This window comes from Phycicoccus ginsengisoli (assembly GCF_054779295.1).
The window spans coordinates 51,553-66,538 of sequence record NZ_BAAGYN010000016.1 but is presented as its reverse complement, the minus strand read 5'-3'; the positions used below and the strand labels follow the sequence as shown (position 1 = coordinate 66,538).

Sequence of the window (14,986 nt, the reverse complement as noted above, 5' to 3'; positions counted from 1 at the left end):
ACCGCGCGTCGACCTGACACGCCGCCCCGGACACCCAACCCGCGTGAACGCAGAGGCGCCGCCGACAACCCAGCCGGCGGCGCCTCACCCTGCCCACTTGACAGGATGCGACTACATATCAGTCGAGGTGTCGTGCCCAGGCCGGGCGACGGGCCGCCTGTCGGGCACGCCGCTCCTGCCTCAACGAGGCACGGGTGCGTTCGCGTTCCCGGCGCAGCCGGCGAGGGTCCTCGAACAGGTCGGGCCGCGGTTCCGGTGTGCGCTCGCCCAGCCGGTCCGCCTGCGCCTCGAGGGCGGCCAGCGTGTCGGAGGCCCGGCTCACCTCGGCCGTGAGCTCCTTGAACTGCCCCCAGACGCCCCAGGCCCGCGACGCGAGGTAGACCACCGCGACGACGACGAGCAGCGCCCAGATGAGCACCCACCACCACATGCCCCGACCCTACCCGTCCGCCGGCAGGCGCCCGGCGCCGCTCGCCGGGGCCGGGCCGCTCGCGGGGGTCGGGCCGCTCGCGGGGGTCGGGCCGGGGGCCTGGTCCGGGTCGACGCCGTAGGCGGTGAGCGCGTCGCGGGCCCCCTGGGCGACGGCGCGGGCGACCTCGGCGGGGGCGACGACCCGCCCCGCGCCGCCGAGGCGCCACAACAGCCGCCGGAGCCACAGCGTGTCGGCCGTGCGCAGGCTCACCGTCTGGGAGCCGTCCGCCTCGGTCTCCGCCGACTCCACCGGGTAGTAGTCGCTGACCCAGCGAGCGCCGGGCTCCAGCCGCAGCGTGACCAGGGTGTCCTCGGGTCGCGGGGTGAAGGCGCCCTCGTCGAGGTCGCGCAGCTGGGCGTCCGCCGGCGGCGTGCCGTCGACGTCGAGCACCTCCAGCGCGGCGATGCGGTCCATCCGGAACGTCCGCGTGTCCTGCGCCCGGTGGCACCAGCCCTCGAGGTACCAGCGCGAGTCGAGGTTCACCACGCGCATCGGGTCGACGTCGCGCTCGGTCGACTCGTCCCGGCTCGGCACGAGGTAGGTGAGGTGGACGCGGCGGTGCTGCTCGACGGCACGGCGGGCGTCGGCGAGAAGCTGCGCCTCCACCCCCTCGTCGATGGCCACCTGCACGCGTGCGGCAGCCTCGCCGCTCGCGCCGGTGGCCTCCTCGAGCTTGGCCATGGCCCGCTCGACCGCGTCCCGCTCCCCCAGCCCCGGCACGCTGGCCAGGGCCCGCAGCCCCACCATCAGCGTCAGGGCCTCGTCGCGGCCCAGCCGCAGCGGCCGGGCGATGGTCTCCGCGTTGCTGACGAACACGCGGCCGCCCTCCCACTCGGCGTCGATGAGCTCGTCCGGCATCTGGCCGTAGCCGCACAGGTAGAGCAGCCTCAGGTCTGCCTCGAGCTGCTCGGGCGTGATGCCCAGGTCCCCGGCCGCCTGCTCGATGTCGATGCCCTGGCGGTTGACCAGCCAGGGGACCATCGTGAGCAGGCGGCTGAGCCGGTCGGTCGCGGTCTCCTGCGGCGCGCGGGCCGGGTGGGCGCTCACCGGGCACCTCCGTGGGCGGCCAGGGCGCCACGCAGCCGCGCGACGACCAGGTCGCGCACCTCGGCCGGCTCGTCGACCACGACGTCGGCGCCGTAGCCGCTCACCTCGTCGGCGAGTGCGTCGTCGTCGGTGAACGGCACCTCCAGCATCGTCCAGTCCTGCGACGAGGTGGTGCTCGTGGCGCGCCGGCGCAGGGTGTGCCCCCGGTCCGCACGCACCCGGACCCGGGCGGTGCGGGGCCGCTGCTCCCCCACCGTCGTGCGGATCATCTCCTGGGCCCGGTGGTCGGCCGGCACCGTGTAGGACTCCGCCCGTCGGACCTCCGACACCGCGCCCTCGACCCGGGACAGCCGGAACACGCGCGGTGCCCCACGGTCGAGGTCGAAGCCGGTGAGGTACCACCGACCGTGCCAGGAGGCCAGCCCCCACGGCTGGACCCGTCGGGTCTGGACGTCGTCCGAGCCCGCGGTGCGGTAACCGAAGGTGATGGTCCGCTGGCCCACCACCGCGTTCTTCACGGCCTCGAAGGCGGGCTCGCGCGTGCCGAGCCGCGGCTCGATGCCGACGAGGGAGTCGCCGTCGCGCTCGATCCCGGACGCCTTGAGCTTGCGCAGGGCCTGGGCGGCGGGCCCGGCCAGGGAGGCGTGCGCCCAGGTGCGGCTGGCCAGGCCGAGCACCGCGAGCTCGTCCGGCTCGAACGCCACGTCCGGCAGGGCGTACTCGCGCTGGTCGATGCGGTAGCCGACCTCGTCGTCCCACAGGCCGCCGATGTCCTCGGTGACCAGGGGGATGCCGAGCTCGCGCAGCTCGTCCTTGTCGCGCTCGAACATCCGGTCGAAGGCCTCGTCGGTCTTGGCGTCGCCGTACTGCGGCACGACGTCGCGGATCCGCGACTTGGGCAGCGGGCGCCGGGTGTACAACAGGCAGAGGACGAGGTTGAGCAGCCGCTCGGTCTTCGCCGCGGGGCCGGTGGGTGAGCTCACCGGCCCGACGCTACCGGAGTGGCCGGCTGCTGCCGGTGGCTACTCTGCGTGTCGTGATGCAGTGGCGCGAGGGTGTCGTCGAGCAGGTCCGCGACCGCTGGCCGGGAGCGGTGGAGTATGCCGTCCGCCTCGCCGGCGACGGCGGCACCGTCCGGGCGCTGGCGTACACCGCGCTGGTCGGGGAGCCGGAGATCGGCGACCGCGTGCTGCTCAACGCCTCTGCCCTGCTGCGCGGTCTCGGGACCGGTGGCCTGGCCTTCGTGGTCGCAGCGCCCGACCGGCTCCCGGCCGACCCGCCCGCGCAGCACGGCCACATCGTCAAGGCCCGCTACACGCCGCAGCAGCAGATGTTCCTGGCGGTCGACGAGCAGGACAGCCCCCACCACGCCACCCTCACGTCCGGACTGGCCCTCGACGTGGAGCTCGACGGCCTGCCGGTCGTCGTCGCCGACCTGCACTCGGCCCTGCCCGCGGTGCTGGCCGGGATCCGGGCCGAGCGCCCGGACGCCGTCGTCGCCTATGTCATGACCGACGGCGGGGCCCTGCCGGTCGCGTTCTCCCGCACGGTCGCCGCCCTGCGCAACGCGGGCTGGCTGGCCGGAACCGTCACCGTGGGCCAGGCGTACGGCGGCGACCACGAGGCCGTCACGCTGCACAGCGGGCTGCTTGCCGCCCGCCACGTGCTGGGCGCGGACGTGGCCGTCGTGACCCAGGGCCCCGGCAACGTCGGCACGGGCACCCGGTGGGGCTACACGGGGGTCGCGGCCGGGGAGGCGCTCAACGCCGTGTCCACCCTGCACGGCCGGGGCGTCGCGGCGCTGCGCGTCTCGGACGCCGACCCGCGCGAACGCCACCGCGGCATCTCGCACCACAGCACCACGGCATACGGGCGCATCTGCCTCGTGCCCGCGGACGTGGTGGCCATCGACCCCTCCGACGACTTCGAGGCGCTCGTGCTGCGGCAGGCGCAGGAGCTCGTGGCGCGGGCTTCCGGCGCCGCAGTGGTGGTGCAGGTCGAGGGCGAGGGCCTCGACGAGTCGCTGGCGACCTCTCCGGTGAGGCTCTCCACCATGGGGCGCGGGGTCGAGGAGGACCGGGCCGCCTTCCGGTACAGCGCAGCAGCCGGGCGGTGGGCCGCCCGGCTGCTGTCGGAGTAGCTGTTGCGCGGTCCTTCGACCGCGGAAAGGTACGTGCTCAGCGCACGTCGACGAGGTCGACCACGAAGATCAGGGTCTCGCCCGGCTTGATCGCGCCGCCGGCGCCACGGTCGCCGTAGCCCAGGTGCGGCGGGATGACCAGCTTGCGGCGGCCGCCGACCTTCATGCCCACGATGCCCTGGTCCCAGCCCTGGATGACGCGACCGGCGCCGAGCGGGAAGTCCAGCGGCGCACCGCGGTTCCAGGACGCGTCGAACTCCTCGCCGGTCGAGTGCGCGACGCCGACGTAGTGCGCCAGGACGGTGTCGCCGGCCTTGGCCTCGCGGCCGTCGCCCTCCTTGAGGTCCTCGACCACGAGGTCGCTGGGCGCCTCGTCACCGGGGAAGTCGATCTCGGGCTTGGTGGTGTTCGGGTCGAAACCCATGGTGGTTCTCCTGTCTGCGGTGGACGGGCTCGGGTGCGGTCAGTACGCCGCGAGGATGTCGACGACGAAGACCAGAGTGTCGGTGCCCTTGATGCCGGCCTGCGGCTGGCCGGCAGCACCGTAGCCGTCGGCCGGCGGGACGAGCAGCAGCAGCCGGCTGCCGACGGTGGAGCCGACGATGGTCGAGTCCCAGCCCTTGATGACCTGCTGCTTGCCGATGACGGTCTCGAAGTACTTCTGGGGGGTCTTGGCCGAGGAGTCGAAGACCTTGCCGGTGGACAGCACGGCGCCGGTGTAGGCGACCCGCACGGTCTGGCCCGACTCCACCTTGGGGCCGGTGCCCTCGATGAGCGGCTGGCGGACCGTCTTGGTGGGGGCCTTGGCGCCCTTGGGCATGGTGATCGTCGCCTGCTGGCCCGGCTCGACCTTGACCGTCGGCAGGCCGGCGGCGGGCTTCACGGCCTTGCCCTCGGCGGAGGCGAGCGGCTTGGTGGCCGACTGCACGTCCATGAGGAAGACGACCGTGTCGTTCGCCCCGACCTTGAGCTCGGTGTTGCCCTGGGTGCCGAAGGCGTCCCTGGGCGGCATCGCCACGAGGATCCGCGAGCCGACCTTCTGGTCCTTGAGGCCCTTCTTCAGGCCGGGGAGCAGGTCGGCGGCGTCCAGGCTCAGCCCGAGGTTCTGCTTGCCGTAGTTGGAGTCGAGCACCGAGGAGTCCTTGCCGTTGAGCAGGACGTACTTGATGCTGACGATCTCGTCACCCTTGACGGTCGGCCCGTCGCCGGCCTTGACCACCCTGGTCGTGGTGTCGGTGACCTTCAGCGGCTCGGGCTGGACCTTCACCGTCGGTGCGGTCGTGTCACTGCCGCCCGTGACGGTGATCTTGTCGAGTGGCGAGGCCTTCGCGTCGTTGCCGCCGCTGTTGCCGCAGGCGGTGAGGGTCAGGGCTGCGGCGAGGAGGGCGGCGCCGAGGGCATGGGTACGTCGTGAAGACACGGTGGTGGGGGCTCTCTTCCGGGGTAGGGCCAGCGTCCACCATAACCACGGCGCCTGTGAGATCCCGAAACCGCGTCCTCGGGGCCCGGGTCCACCCGGGGCCCGCGAACCGCCCCGACGGGGCCGACAGGTCAGCCGCGCATGCCCTCGATGAGCCGCTCGACCCGGGCGTCGACGGCGGCGAAGGGGTCCTTGCACAGGACCGTGCGCTGGGCCTGGTCGTTGAGCTTGAGGTGGACCCAGTCGACGGTGAAGTCGCGACGGTGCTCCTGGGCCGCCCTGATGAAGTCGCCCCGCAGCTTGGCCCGGGTGGTCTGCGGCGGCGTGGTCTTGGCCTCGAACACCTCGGGGTCGGTGGACACCCGGGCGGCTCGCCCGTGCTTCTGCAGCAGATAGAACAGCCCCCGCTGCCGGTTCACGTCGTGGTAGGCGAGGTCGAGCTGGGCGATGCGCGGGTGCTCCATCGGCAGGTCGTGCTTGGCCATGTAGCCGCTGATGAGCTTGTGCTTGATGACCCAGTCGATCTCGGTGTCGACGAGCGACAGGTCCTGGCTCTCCACGGCGCGCAGGGTGCGCTCCCACAGGTCGAGGACCTGCTTGTGGATGGGGTCCTGGAGCCCCTCGCGGTCGGCGAAGGCCGTGGCCCGCTCGAGGTACTCGCCCTGGATCTGCAGCGCCGACAGCTCGCGACCGTTGGACAGGCGCACCGTCTTGCGGCCGGTCATGTCGTGGCTCATCTCGCGGATCGCCCGGATGGGGTTCTCCAGGGTGAGGTCGCGCACGGCCACCCCTGCCTCGATCATCCGCAGCACCAGGTCGGCCGAGCCCACCTTGAGCATGGTGGTGGTCTCGCTCATGTTCGAGTCGCCGACGATGACGTGCAGCCGCCGGTAGCGCTCGGCGTCGGCGTGCGGCTCGTCCCGGGTGTTGATGATGGGGCGGCTCCGGGTGGTCGCCGAGGAGACGCCCTCCCAGATGTGGTCCGCGCGCTGGCTGACGCAGTAGGTCGCGCCCTTGCTCGTGGTCACCACCTTGCCGGCGCCGCACGTGATCTGCCGGCTCACGAGGAACGGGATGAGCACGTCGGACAGCTGCTGGAACTCGCCGGCGCGGCCCACGAGGTAGTTCTCGTGGCAGCCGTAGGAGTTGCCGGCGGAGTCGGTGTTGTTCTTGAAGACGTAGATCTCGCCCTCGATGCCCTCCTCGACCAGCCGCTCCTGCGCGTCCGCGACCAGGCCCTCGACGATCCGCTCCCCCGCCTTGTCGTGGACGACCAGCTGGCGCACGTGGTCGCACTCGGGCGTGGCGTACTCGGGGTGCGAGCCCACGTCGAGGTAGAGCCGCGAGCCGTTGGACAGGAACACGTTGGACGAACGGCCCCACGAGACGACCTTGCGGAACAGGTAGCGCGCGACCTCGTCCGGTGTGAGCCGGCGCTGCCCCTGGAAGGTGCAGGTGATGCCGTACTCGTTCTCGATCCCGAAGATCCGGCGCTCCATGACGACACTCTAGGCCGCACCCGTCCGCGGGGGGCCGCGGTCCGCCTGACGGCGCAGGTCAGCGGCCGCTTGGTAAAGGGATGGTCCGAATGGACCGGCCCCGGCTGCATCCGGGCCCGCGCATGCGAGAGACTGGCGCCATGCCCGACGCCCCCACGGACGCGGCGACCCGGACCCCAGGCCAGACCTCGGTGCAGGTCGGTGACCTGACCCGGCACACCCAGTCCATCCTCGAACGTGCCCAGGCGTACGCCGACGCCATGCGGGCCGAGACCGACGAGGTGCTCGCGCGCGCCCGGTCCGAGGCCCAGGAGCTCGGCGCCCGCGCCCGCAGCCTGCTCGAGGACGCCGAGCGCCAGCACGCCGACGCGCTCCGCGACCGCGAGCAGGCGGGCCGCGCCCTGCAGGAGGCCCAGACCGAGGCGCAGTCGCTCGTGTCCGACGCGGCCGAGCAGGCCTCGATGCTCACCGAGTCGGCGACCCGGACCAGCGACGAGGCCGTCTCCTCGGCCCGTGCCCAGGCGCAGGCGCTGCTGGAGGACGCCACCGCCCACGCGGCGTCGCTGCGCTCGGCCGCCCAGGCGGACTACGACGCGGCCATGCAGCGGTATGCCGCGCACGAGCAGGAGCGCGACGCCGCCTTCGCTGCCGGCGTCGAGAAGATGGACGCCCACTTCGCCCAGCGCGACGAGGAGCAGCAGGCAGAGCTCGCGGCCCTGCGCGCGGAGGCCGAGCACGACGTCGCCGAGCTCCGGGCCCGGGCGGAGGCCGAGTCCGAGCGGCTCACCGGTGAGGCCGTGCTGCTGCGCGAGGAGGCCGACAGGGAGGCCACGCGCCTGCTGGAGCAGGCACGCGAGGACGCCCGGGAGCGCCTCGAGCGCGCGCACGCCGAGGCGGGCGAGATCATGGGCCAGGCCCAGGAGCACCTCGCGTGGGGCCAGGACACCGTGCGCCGGATCCTCGACGAGGGCGAGGCCGAGGTGGCCCGCCAGCGCCGGGAGACCCATCGCGAGCTCGCCACCAGGATGCGCGCGCGGCGCCAGCTCATCCAGAGCGCCCTCGCCCGGGCCGCGCACCGGGCACGCTCCGAGCGCGAGAGCGCCAGGGCGGAGGCCGAACGCCTCCGCGCCCAGGCGGAGGCGGTCATGACGGCCGCCCAGGCGCAGGCCCAGCGCACCACCACCGCCGCCGAGGAGCACGCCGAGCGGATCCACCTGTCCGCGGCGGAGACCGAACGCGCCGCGGAGGAGCGGGCCCGGCGCCGCGTGGAGGAGGCCGAGAAGGCCGCTCGCCTCGTGCGGGAGCACACCGCGGTCGAGATCGAGCGCCTGCAGCGTGAGACGCACGAGAACCACCGGCAGGCCCGCGACCAGCTCGTGAGCACCACGGCCGAGGCCAGGGCCGAGGCCGACCGTGTCCGCGCCGAGGCACGGGCCATGCTGGACCGGGCCCGCGCCGAGGTGGCCGTGCTGGCCGCCCGGCGGGAGGACATCACCAAGCAGCTGGGCCACCTGTCCGGCGTCATCGACGCGCTCGCCGTCCCCGAGAGACCCTCGGCGCAACAACCGTCGGCGCCCACGGCGACGACGGACCCGTCCACCCCCACCACCCCCGACTCCCCCACCACCCCCGACTCCCCCACCACCGAGAACGAACGGACCGACCATGAGTGACACCACCTCCTTCCGCAGCGTGCTGCGCGGCTACGACCCGGCCCAGGTCGACCAGTGGCGCGCCGAGAACGCCGGCGCGTTGGAGCAGGCCCGGCAGGAGGCCGCCGAGCGCACCGTCGAGGTGAGCGAGCTGCGCGCCTCGCTGGCGGCGGCGCAGGACGAGCAGGCGGCCATCCGCCGCTCCCTCGAGGAGCTGCGGTCCGAGCAGCGCAAGGCCGCCGCCCCCACGTACGCCGACCTCGGCGAGCGCATCGGCGCGATCCTGACCATGGCCGACGAGGAGGCCGCGGAGATCCGCGCCAACGCCCGCGCGGACGCGGAGACCCTGGCGGGCACCTCGCGGCTGGCCGCCGACCAGGCTCGCACCGACGCGGACCGCTATGCCGACTCGGTGCGGGCCAAGGCCGACACCGAGGCCACGCGGGTGGTCGAGCAGGCCAAGCAGCAGGCCGACGCCATCCTCGACGACGCCGACCGCGAGGCCTCGGCGCGCCGGGAGGAGGCAGAGGCCTTCTACGAGCACCAGCGGGCGAGGGCCGCGGCATCGGCCGCCGACTTCGAGTCCACCCTGGGCCAGCGCCGCGACAAGGCCGCCGCGGAGTTCGCGGCCCAGATGGCCCAGCACGAGCAGGCGCTCACGCAGGCCCAGCAGCGGGCCGAGCAGCTCGGCGCCGAGAGCGAGCGGGCCCACGCGGAGGCGCAGGCCGAGAGCACCCGTCTGCTCGAGAACGCCCGCTCGGAGGCGGAGCAGCTGGTCACGGCGGCGCGCGAGCAGGCCGAGCGCATCCGTCGCGACTCCGAGCGCGAGCTGTCCGCGGCCACCGCGCGGCGCGACAGCATCACCGCCCAGCTCAGCAACGTGCGCCAGATGCTGGCCACGCTCGGCGGTGCGGCCATGGTCGGCGACCTCGACGAGGCGCCCGCGGCCGCCGCGGACCACCCGGCCGCAGCCGTGGCGTCCGGGCAGGGCGAGCAGGCTGCCGCGGACGACGAGCACGGCGCGGATGAGCAGCAGTCGACGCAGGACGCCGCCGAGCCGGTCGGTGAGGCCGATGAGGCGGACGCCGACGCGGACGCGGACGACGAGTCCGATGCCGATGAGGACGAGGACGAGGACGACAAGTCCGACGAGGACGAGGCCGGGACGACGGCGGACCGTCGCGCGACCAGCCGCGCCTGACCCCACCACCGACGACGGGAGCGACCCCACCGGGGGCGCTCCCGTCGCGCGTCCGCCCTCAGCGCAGGCGGTCGACAGGCCGTCGGCCGCCGTGGTTGCGTGACGGCATGTCGAGGTTCCTGGTGCTGGGCGGGACGGCGTGGCTGGGCCGCGAGGTCGCCGAGGAGGCGGTGCGGGCCGGGCACGAGGTCACCGTGCTCGCACGCGGGGAGTCCGGGGCGCCCCCGGCGGGCGTGCGCACGGTGACGGCCGACCGGAGCCGGCCGGACGCGTACGCCGAGGTGGCAGGCGACTGGGACGTCGTGGTCGACGTGGCGCGCCAGCCCAGCCACGTACGCGGCGCCGTGGCCGCGCTCGGTCCCCGCACCGGCACGTGGGTCTTCGTGTCCTCGTGCTCGGTCTACGCCACCCACGACCAGCCGGGGGCCGACGAGTCCGCACCCCTCCTGGCACCCTCGGACGTGGACGAGGACGGCTTCGACACCTACGGCGAGCGCAAGGTCGCCTGCGAGCAGCATGTCCTGTCGGGCCTGCCCGGCCGCGCCCTCGTCGCCCGGGCAGGCCTCATCGGCGGACCTGGCGACATCTCGGACCGCACGGGCTACTGGCCCCTGCGCTTCGCCCACCCCGCGACCACCGACGGTGCGGTCCTCGTCCCGCAGAGCTCCGTGACGACCCAGCTCGTCGACGTCCGCGACCTCGCCGCCTGGCTCGTGCGGGCCGGTGGGCAGGGTGCGACCGGGGTGGTCAACGCCTCCGGTCCGACGCTCCCCCTCGCGGAGCACCTCGACACGGCGCGGCGCGTGGCCGGGCACGACGGGGAGGTCGTCGCCGTCCCGCAGGCGTGGCTCGCGGAGCACTCGGTGGCGCCCTGGAGCGGCGAGCGGTCCCTGCCGATGTGGCTGCCCGTGCCGGAGTATGCCGGGTTCATGGCGAGGGACACCACGGCCGCGCGGGCTCTCGGCCTGGTGACCAGGCCCCTGGAGGACACCCTGCGGGACGTCCTGGAGTGGGAGCTCCGGCAGGGGCCCGGAAGGCCGCGCCGAGCCGGCCTGTCCCCCACCGACGAGCGCGCCCTGCTGGCACAGGCGCGACAGGACCGGGCGTCCCGTGAGCCAGGCACACGCGGGCCGCGCTGAAGTGGGTCTGCGCACCATGTCCGACGCCACCGCCTGCCCGTAGCGTCGTCGGTCCGACCGACCGACCGGACAGGGGGACGACGTGGACGCGGGGACCCGTCAGGTGCCGGTGGCCGGTGGCTCCTTGACGGTGCACCTCCTCACGCAGGCGCCGGCCGGGGCCGGGACCGTCGTCGCCCTGCACAGCATCTCCTCGAACGGGCTGGCCTGGCGGCCGCTTGCCACGACCCTCGCCGGCAGGCTGTCGGTGGCGGCACCGGACCTGCGCGGGCGGGCCGAGAGCTCCGGGCTGCGCTCCACCGGCCTGGCCGACCACGTCCGCGACGTGCTGGCCGTGGTCGAGCACCTCGGCCTCGAGCGACCGGTGCTCGCAGGTCACTCCATGGGGGCCTTCGTCGCGGCCCTCGCCGCCGCGAGCCGGCCCGACGTCGTGGGCGGCGTGCTGCTCGTCGACGGCGGCCTGGCCTACCCGAGTCCGGGCACCTTCGATGTCGACGAGGTGCTGCACGGCATCATCGGCCCGGCCATGGACCGGCTGACCATGACCTTCGCGGACCCCGAGGCGCACCTCGAGCACTGGCGGGCCCACCCCACCCTGGGGCCCGCGCTGGCGCGCACGAACGGCGACGCGCTCGCGGCCTACCTGCAGCACGACCTGGCCGGCGCACCGGGTGCCCTGCGCTCGAGCAGCTCGCTGGAGTGCGTCCGCGCCGACTGGACCGACCTGATGAGTGACCCGGCCACCCTCGCGGCGGTCCACACGCTGCAGTGCCCCGCCGTGCTGGCCTGGGCCGCGCGCGGCCCGCTCGGGCAGGAGCCGGGGCTCTACTCCCCCGCACGCCTGGCCGAAGCCCGTCTGCCGGCGGACGTCCGCACCCTCCGGCTGGACGCCGACCACTACGGCATCCTGCTGGACCCCGGGTGCCTCGGTGCGCTCGCGGACGCCCTCCTCGAGCTCACCGCGGGTCCACGATCCGGACGGGGCATCCACATCCCGGTCAGGTAACGGCATGTTTGGACCCGGCAAACATCGCGTTACTTCTGGGAGGACCCCGACATGGCCACGCTGCGACTGGGCGACGACGCCCCCGACTTCACCGCCAGGACGACGCAGGGCGAGCTGAGCTTCCACGCGTGGAAGGGCGACGGCTGGGCCGTGCTGTTCAGCCACCCGGCCGACTTCACTCCGGTCTGCACGACCGAGCTCGGCCGCGTGGCCCAGCTCAAGGACGAGTGGGCCCGCCGCAACACCAAGGTCCTCGCCGTCTCCGTCGACAGCCTCGAGGACCACCACGCGTGGCAGGGCGACATCGAGGACGTGGCCGGCACCTCGGTCGACTACCCGATCGTCGCCGACGCCGACCGGAAGGTCGCCGAGCTGTACGACATGATCCACCCCGGCGTGGGCGACACCTCCCCCGTCCGCTCGGTCTTCCTCATCGACCCGGCCGGCAAGGTCCGGCTGTCGCTCACCTACCCCAAGAGCGCCGGGCGCAACTTCGACGAGATCCTGCGAGCCCTCGACGCCCTGCAGGTCAACGACGCCGGGCCCTTCTCCACGCCGGTCGACTGGAAGCAGGGCGAGCGGGTCATCGTCGCCCCCACCGTGTCGACGCAGGACGCCCGGGCGCGGTTCGGGGACGTCGAGGAGGTCAAGCCCTACCTGCGCTACGCCGCGGCGCCCACGGCCTGAGGCGTTCGCCCGGCGGACGGGCCCGGCGCGGCCTACGTTGTCGGGCATGAGCCAGAACGACGTGACCACGCTGACCCTCCCCGTCACGGGCGGGGACCTGCCGGCGGACCTCCACCTGCCGCCGAGCGGGCAGGGCCCCGGCATCGTGCTCCTCCAGGAGATCTTCGGCGTCACCGGCTACATCAGCGGGCGCGCCCGTGACCTCGCCTCGCAGGGGTACGTCGTCCTGGTGCCCCACATCTACTGGCGGCTCGGCGACCAGGTCGTCTCCGAGGCCCAGGACGGGCTGCCCGAGGCGATGGGCCTGCTCCAGCGGCTGGACTGGGACTCCGCCGTCGGTGACGGCTCGGCGGCCGTCGCCGCCCTGCGGGAGCGGGACGAGGTCCGGGGCCCGGTGGGCGTGCTGGGGTTCTGCTTCGGCGGCGGCCTGGCCTTCGCCGTGGCCGCCGCGACGCTGCCGCAGGGAGTCGGTCCGGACGCCCTGGTCAGCTACTACGGCTCCGCGCTGCCCGCCCTGATCGGGCTCGCACCCCAGGTGACCTGCCCGAGCCTGCACCACTTCGGCCTGGCCGACGACTACATCCCGCCGGAGAAGGTCCGCGAGATCGAGGACGCCGTCACCGCCGACGGGCGGGACGCGACGTTCCTGACGTATGCCGGCGCGGGGCACGCCTTCGACAACCCCTCACCCCTGTTCCACGACGCGGACGCCTCGCGCCAGGCCTGGGTCGCCACGCAGCAGTGGCTGGCCGAGCGCCTGCCCGTCTGAGACACGGCGGGGACCCACCTCGAGGGCTCCGGGCGACCCCGTGGAGGGTCGCCCGGGCCTCACGCGTCGTCGGTGGGCCGCTGGGTCTGCGGGTTGGTCGACTCGTCGCGGGGCGAGCCGTCACCGGTGAGGGTGTCGTGCCGGCCCGGTGCCCGGTCGTCCTCGGACGGCGCGTCGTGGGTCGGGTCCTCGGTGCTGAGCAGCGCCTCGAGCAGGCCCCCGCCGATCCGCCGGAACGTGCGGCGCGGCCGCTCGCGGTCGAGCACGGCCACCTCGAGCTGGGCAGCCGTCAGGGTGCGGTCGGCACCCCCCGCCGGGTCCTTCGCGAGCTCGCCGACGGCCAGGGTGAGGGCCGCGCCGAGGCTCATCCCGGGCCGCCAGCGGTCCTTCAGGCCGGTCTCGATCGAGTCGGCGGCGCCGCCCATGGCGACGAAGCCGTGCTCGTCGGCGACCGACCCGTCGTAGGTCAGCCGGTAGATCTGGTCCTCGGCGTCGGTGTCGCCCACCTCGGCGACGACGATCTCCACCTCGTAGGGCTTGGACTCCTGGGTGAAGACGGTGCCGAGCGTCTGGGCGTAGGCGTTGGCGAGGCCACGAGCCGTGACGTCGGTGCGGTCGTAGGAGTACCCGCGCAGGTCGGCATACCGCACCCCCGCGACCCGGAGGTTCTCGAACTCGTTGTACTTGCCGACCGCGGCGAAGGCGATCCGGTCGTAGATCTCGGACACCTTGTGCAGGGCGCGCGAGGGGTTCTCGGCGACGAAGACGATGCCCTTGTCGTAGCCGAGCACCACGACGGACCGGCCGCGGGCGATGCCCTTGCGGGCGTAGTCGGCCCGGTCCTTCATCAGCTGCTCGGGCGAGACGTAGAACGGCATGCTGGTCATCGCGCACCTCCCGGGTTGCCCTGGCGCCCGGCGATGACCGACTCGACCACCCCGCGCAGCGCCTCGTCGGCGGCGAACCGGACGCCGTCGACGTTGACCACCGCGACGGTGGGCCAGATCCGGCGCCCGACGTCGGGGCCGCCGGTGGCGGAGTCGTCGTCGGCGGCGTCGTAGAGCGCCTCGACCGCCACCCGCACGGCGTCGTCGGCCGACAGTCCGGGGTGCCACAGCTTCTTGAGCGAGCCGCGCGCGAACAGCGAGCCGGACCCGACGCTGTGGTGGTCGTGCTCCTCGTAGCAGCCGCCGGTCACGTCGTAGGAGAAGATCCGGCCGGTCTGCCGGTCGAGGTCGTACCCGGCGAACAGGGGCACGACGGCCAGGCCCTGCATGGCCATGCCGAGGTTGGCGCGGATCATCGAGGCCAGCCGGTTCGCCTTGCCCTCGAGCGAGAGCAGCGTGCCCTCGATCTTCTCGTAGTGCTCGAGCTCGACCTGGAACAGCTTGACCAGCTCGATGGCCAGCCCCGCGGTGCCGGCGATGCCGACCGCGGAGTACTCGTCGCCGGCGAAGACCTTCTCCATGTCGCGGTTGGCGATGAGGTTGCCCATCGTGGCGCGGCGGTCGCCCGCCATGACGACCCCGCCGTCGAAGGTCGCCGTGACGATCGTCGTGCCGTGCGGCGCCTCGAGCGTGCTGCCCGGGGGCAGCGCACGCCGCGACGGCAGCAGGTGGGGGGCGTGCGCCCCGACGAACTCGGTGAAGGAGGACGAGCCCGTGGCGAGGTATGCCGCGGGCAGCCGCCCTGCGCCTGCGTCCGTGGTCACTGGCCGCCCTTCTGGACGAACCCGCGGACGAACTCCTCGGCGTTGGACTCCAGCACCCCGTCGATCTCGTCGAGGACGCTGTCGATGTCGGAGTCGAGGTTCTCCTTGCGGGCACTCGCCTCAGGCGACGCCGGGGTGGGCTCGGGCGCCTCGTCGGGCGCGTCGTCCCGGCGCTGTGGTCGGCTCTGCTCCTGGCTCGGCATCTGCGTGACCTCCCGCTCGTCGTGCTGCCGCGACGCCACT

The 14,986-nt window shown here is 73.8% G+C and carries 16 protein-coding genes; 7 read left to right on the top strand and 9 right to left on the bottom strand.

Translation table 11 applies throughout. From position 1 onward, the window contains the following. Nucleotides 1-118: 118 nt before the first annotated feature. The 3 genes from ACYVDO_RS19535 to ACYVDO_RS19525 are packed head-to-tail and all read right to left on the bottom strand — an operon-like array spanning nt 119 to nt 2,502. Nucleotides 119-430, bottom strand: coding sequence for a hypothetical protein (locus ACYVDO_RS19535; RefSeq protein ID WP_460939051.1), 312 nt, complete (start codon nt 428-430; stop codon nt 119-121). Between the two features lie 9 nt (nt 431-439). Next, nucleotides 440-1,519, bottom strand: coding sequence for a helix-turn-helix transcriptional regulator (locus tag ACYVDO_RS19530; protein WP_460939050.1), 1,080 nt, complete (start codon nt 1,517-1,519; stop codon nt 440-442). Then, nucleotides 1,516-2,502, bottom strand: a complete 987-nt coding sequence (locus ACYVDO_RS19525) for a helix-turn-helix transcriptional regulator (protein WP_460939049.1) — start codon at nt 2,500-2,502, stop codon at nt 1,516-1,518. The genes ACYVDO_RS19530 and ACYVDO_RS19525 overlap by 4 nt, the downstream gene beginning before the upstream one ends. Before the next feature lie 53 nt (nt 2,503-2,555). On the opposite strand from ACYVDO_RS19525, the gene ACYVDO_RS19520 reads away from it, so the two are divergent. Beyond that, the gene (locus tag ACYVDO_RS19520) at nt 2,556-3,659 is read left to right on the top strand and encodes a DUF3866 family protein (protein WP_460939047.1); all 1,104 of its coding nucleotides are present in this window, start codon (nt 2,556-2,558) and stop codon (nt 3,657-3,659) included. A gap of 37 nt (nt 3,660-3,696) precedes the next feature. Here the strand turns inward: ACYVDO_RS19520 and ACYVDO_RS19515 are convergent, their stop codons facing one another. The 3 genes from ACYVDO_RS19515 to pafA form a co-directional block, all read right to left on the bottom strand. Continuing rightward, nucleotides 3,697-4,083, bottom strand: coding sequence for an FKBP-type peptidyl-prolyl cis-trans isomerase (locus tag ACYVDO_RS19515; RefSeq protein WP_460939045.1), 387 nt, complete (start codon nt 4,081-4,083; stop codon nt 3,697-3,699). 39 nt (nt 4,084-4,122) lie between these two features. After that, on the bottom strand, nt 4,123-5,079 hold the full coding sequence (locus ACYVDO_RS19510) for an FKBP-type peptidyl-prolyl cis-trans isomerase (protein ID WP_460939043.1): 957 nt from the start codon (nt 5,077-5,079) through the stop codon (nt 4,123-4,125). A 131-nt stretch (nt 5,080-5,210) separates the two neighbouring features. After that, nucleotides 5,211-6,578 (bottom strand): Pup--protein ligase, encoded by a 1,368-nt coding sequence (gene pafA, locus ACYVDO_RS19505; protein WP_460939041.1) that lies wholly within the window; start codon nt 6,576-6,578, stop codon nt 5,211-5,213. A gap of 140 nt (nt 6,579-6,718) precedes the next feature. On the opposite strand from pafA, the gene ACYVDO_RS19500 reads away from it, so the two are divergent. The 6 genes from ACYVDO_RS19500 to ACYVDO_RS19475 all read left to right on the top strand — a co-directional run bounded on the left by ACYVDO_RS19500 (nt 6,719) and on the right by ACYVDO_RS19475 (nt 13,032). Further along, nucleotides 6,719-8,251, top strand: coding sequence for a coiled-coil domain-containing protein (locus ACYVDO_RS19500; RefSeq protein WP_460939039.1), 1,533 nt, complete (start codon nt 6,719-6,721; stop codon nt 8,249-8,251). Then, a complete protein-coding gene (locus ACYVDO_RS19495; RefSeq protein WP_460939037.1) occupies nt 8,244-9,431 on the top strand; it encodes a hypothetical protein in 1,188 nt (395 codons plus the stop codon). Before ACYVDO_RS19500 ends, ACYVDO_RS19495 begins: the two co-directional genes overlap by 8 nt. Before the next feature lie 107 nt (nt 9,432-9,538). Then, nucleotides 9,539-10,570: an NAD-dependent epimerase/dehydratase family protein gene (locus ACYVDO_RS19490; protein ID WP_460939035.1), complete on the top strand. Its 1,032-nt coding sequence runs from the start codon at nt 9,539-9,541 to the stop codon at nt 10,568-10,570. A gap of 82 nt (nt 10,571-10,652) precedes the next feature. After that, on the top strand, nt 10,653-11,576 hold the full coding sequence (locus ACYVDO_RS19485; RefSeq protein ID WP_460939033.1) for an alpha/beta hydrolase: 924 nt from the start codon (nt 10,653-10,655) through the stop codon (nt 11,574-11,576). A 51-nt stretch (nt 11,577-11,627) separates the two neighbouring features. Continuing rightward, complete coding sequence (locus ACYVDO_RS19480) at nt 11,628-12,263, top strand: peroxiredoxin (RefSeq protein WP_460939031.1); 636 nt, start codon at nt 11,628-11,630, stop codon at nt 12,261-12,263. Nucleotides 12,264-12,309: 46 nt separating this feature from the next. Continuing rightward, nucleotides 12,310-13,032: a dienelactone hydrolase family protein gene (locus ACYVDO_RS19475; RefSeq protein WP_460939029.1), complete on the top strand. Its 723-nt coding sequence runs from the start codon at nt 12,310-12,312 to the stop codon at nt 13,030-13,032. A gap of 59 nt (nt 13,033-13,091) precedes the next feature. On the opposite strand, the gene prcA is transcribed toward ACYVDO_RS19475, so the two are convergent. From prcA to ACYVDO_RS19460, 3 genes are read right to left on the bottom strand one after another with little or no spacing between them, the layout of a single operon-like run. Further along, nucleotides 13,092-13,919: a proteasome subunit alpha gene (gene prcA / locus ACYVDO_RS19470; protein WP_460939027.1), complete on the bottom strand. Its 828-nt coding sequence runs from the start codon at nt 13,917-13,919 to the stop codon at nt 13,092-13,094. Next, nucleotides 13,916-14,743, bottom strand: a complete 828-nt coding sequence (gene prcB, locus ACYVDO_RS19465; protein ID WP_460939025.1) for a proteasome subunit beta — start codon at nt 14,741-14,743, stop codon at nt 13,916-13,918. Before prcB ends, prcA begins: the two co-directional genes overlap by 4 nt. Beyond that, a complete protein-coding gene (locus tag ACYVDO_RS19460; protein ID WP_091760181.1) occupies nt 14,740-14,946 on the bottom strand; it encodes a ubiquitin-like protein Pup in 207 nt (68 codons plus the stop codon). Before ACYVDO_RS19460 ends, prcB begins: the two co-directional genes overlap by 4 nt. Between the last annotated feature and the right edge of the window lie 40 nt (nt 14,947-14,986).

What these genes read in the sequence shown, in the direction of transcription:
- ACYVDO_RS19535 (WP_460939051.1), bottom strand. Translation starts at nt 430, where the DNA reads ATGTGGTGGTGGGTGCTCATCTGGGCGCTGCTCGTCGTCGTCGCGGTG.
- ACYVDO_RS19515 (WP_460939045.1), bottom strand. Translation starts at nt 4,083, where the DNA reads ATGGGTTTCGACCCGAACACCACCAAGCCCGAGATCGACTTCCCCGGT.
- pafA (WP_460939041.1), bottom strand. Translation starts at nt 6,578, where the DNA reads ATGGAGCGCCGGATCTTCGGGATCGAGAACGAGTACGGCATCACCTGC.
- ACYVDO_RS19500 (WP_460939039.1), top strand. Translation starts at nt 6,719, where the DNA reads ATGCCCGACGCCCCCACGGACGCGGCGACCCGGACCCCAGGCCAGACC.
- ACYVDO_RS19495 (WP_460939037.1), top strand. Translation starts at nt 8,244, where the DNA reads ATGAGTGACACCACCTCCTTCCGCAGCGTGCTGCGCGGCTACGACCCG.
- ACYVDO_RS19490 (WP_460939035.1), top strand. Translation starts at nt 9,539, where the DNA reads ATGTCGAGGTTCCTGGTGCTGGGCGGGACGGCGTGGCTGGGCCGCGAG.
- ACYVDO_RS19480 (WP_460939031.1), top strand. Translation starts at nt 11,628, where the DNA reads ATGGCCACGCTGCGACTGGGCGACGACGCCCCCGACTTCACCGCCAGG.
- ACYVDO_RS19475 (WP_460939029.1), top strand. Translation starts at nt 12,310, where the DNA reads ATGAGCCAGAACGACGTGACCACGCTGACCCTCCCCGTCACGGGCGGG.
- prcA (WP_460939027.1), bottom strand. Translation starts at nt 13,919, where the DNA reads ATGACCAGCATGCCGTTCTACGTCTCGCCCGAGCAGCTGATGAAGGAC.
- ACYVDO_RS19460 (WP_091760181.1), bottom strand. Translation starts at nt 14,946, where the DNA reads ATGCCGAGCCAGGAGCAGAGCCGACCACAGCGCCGGGACGACGCGCCC.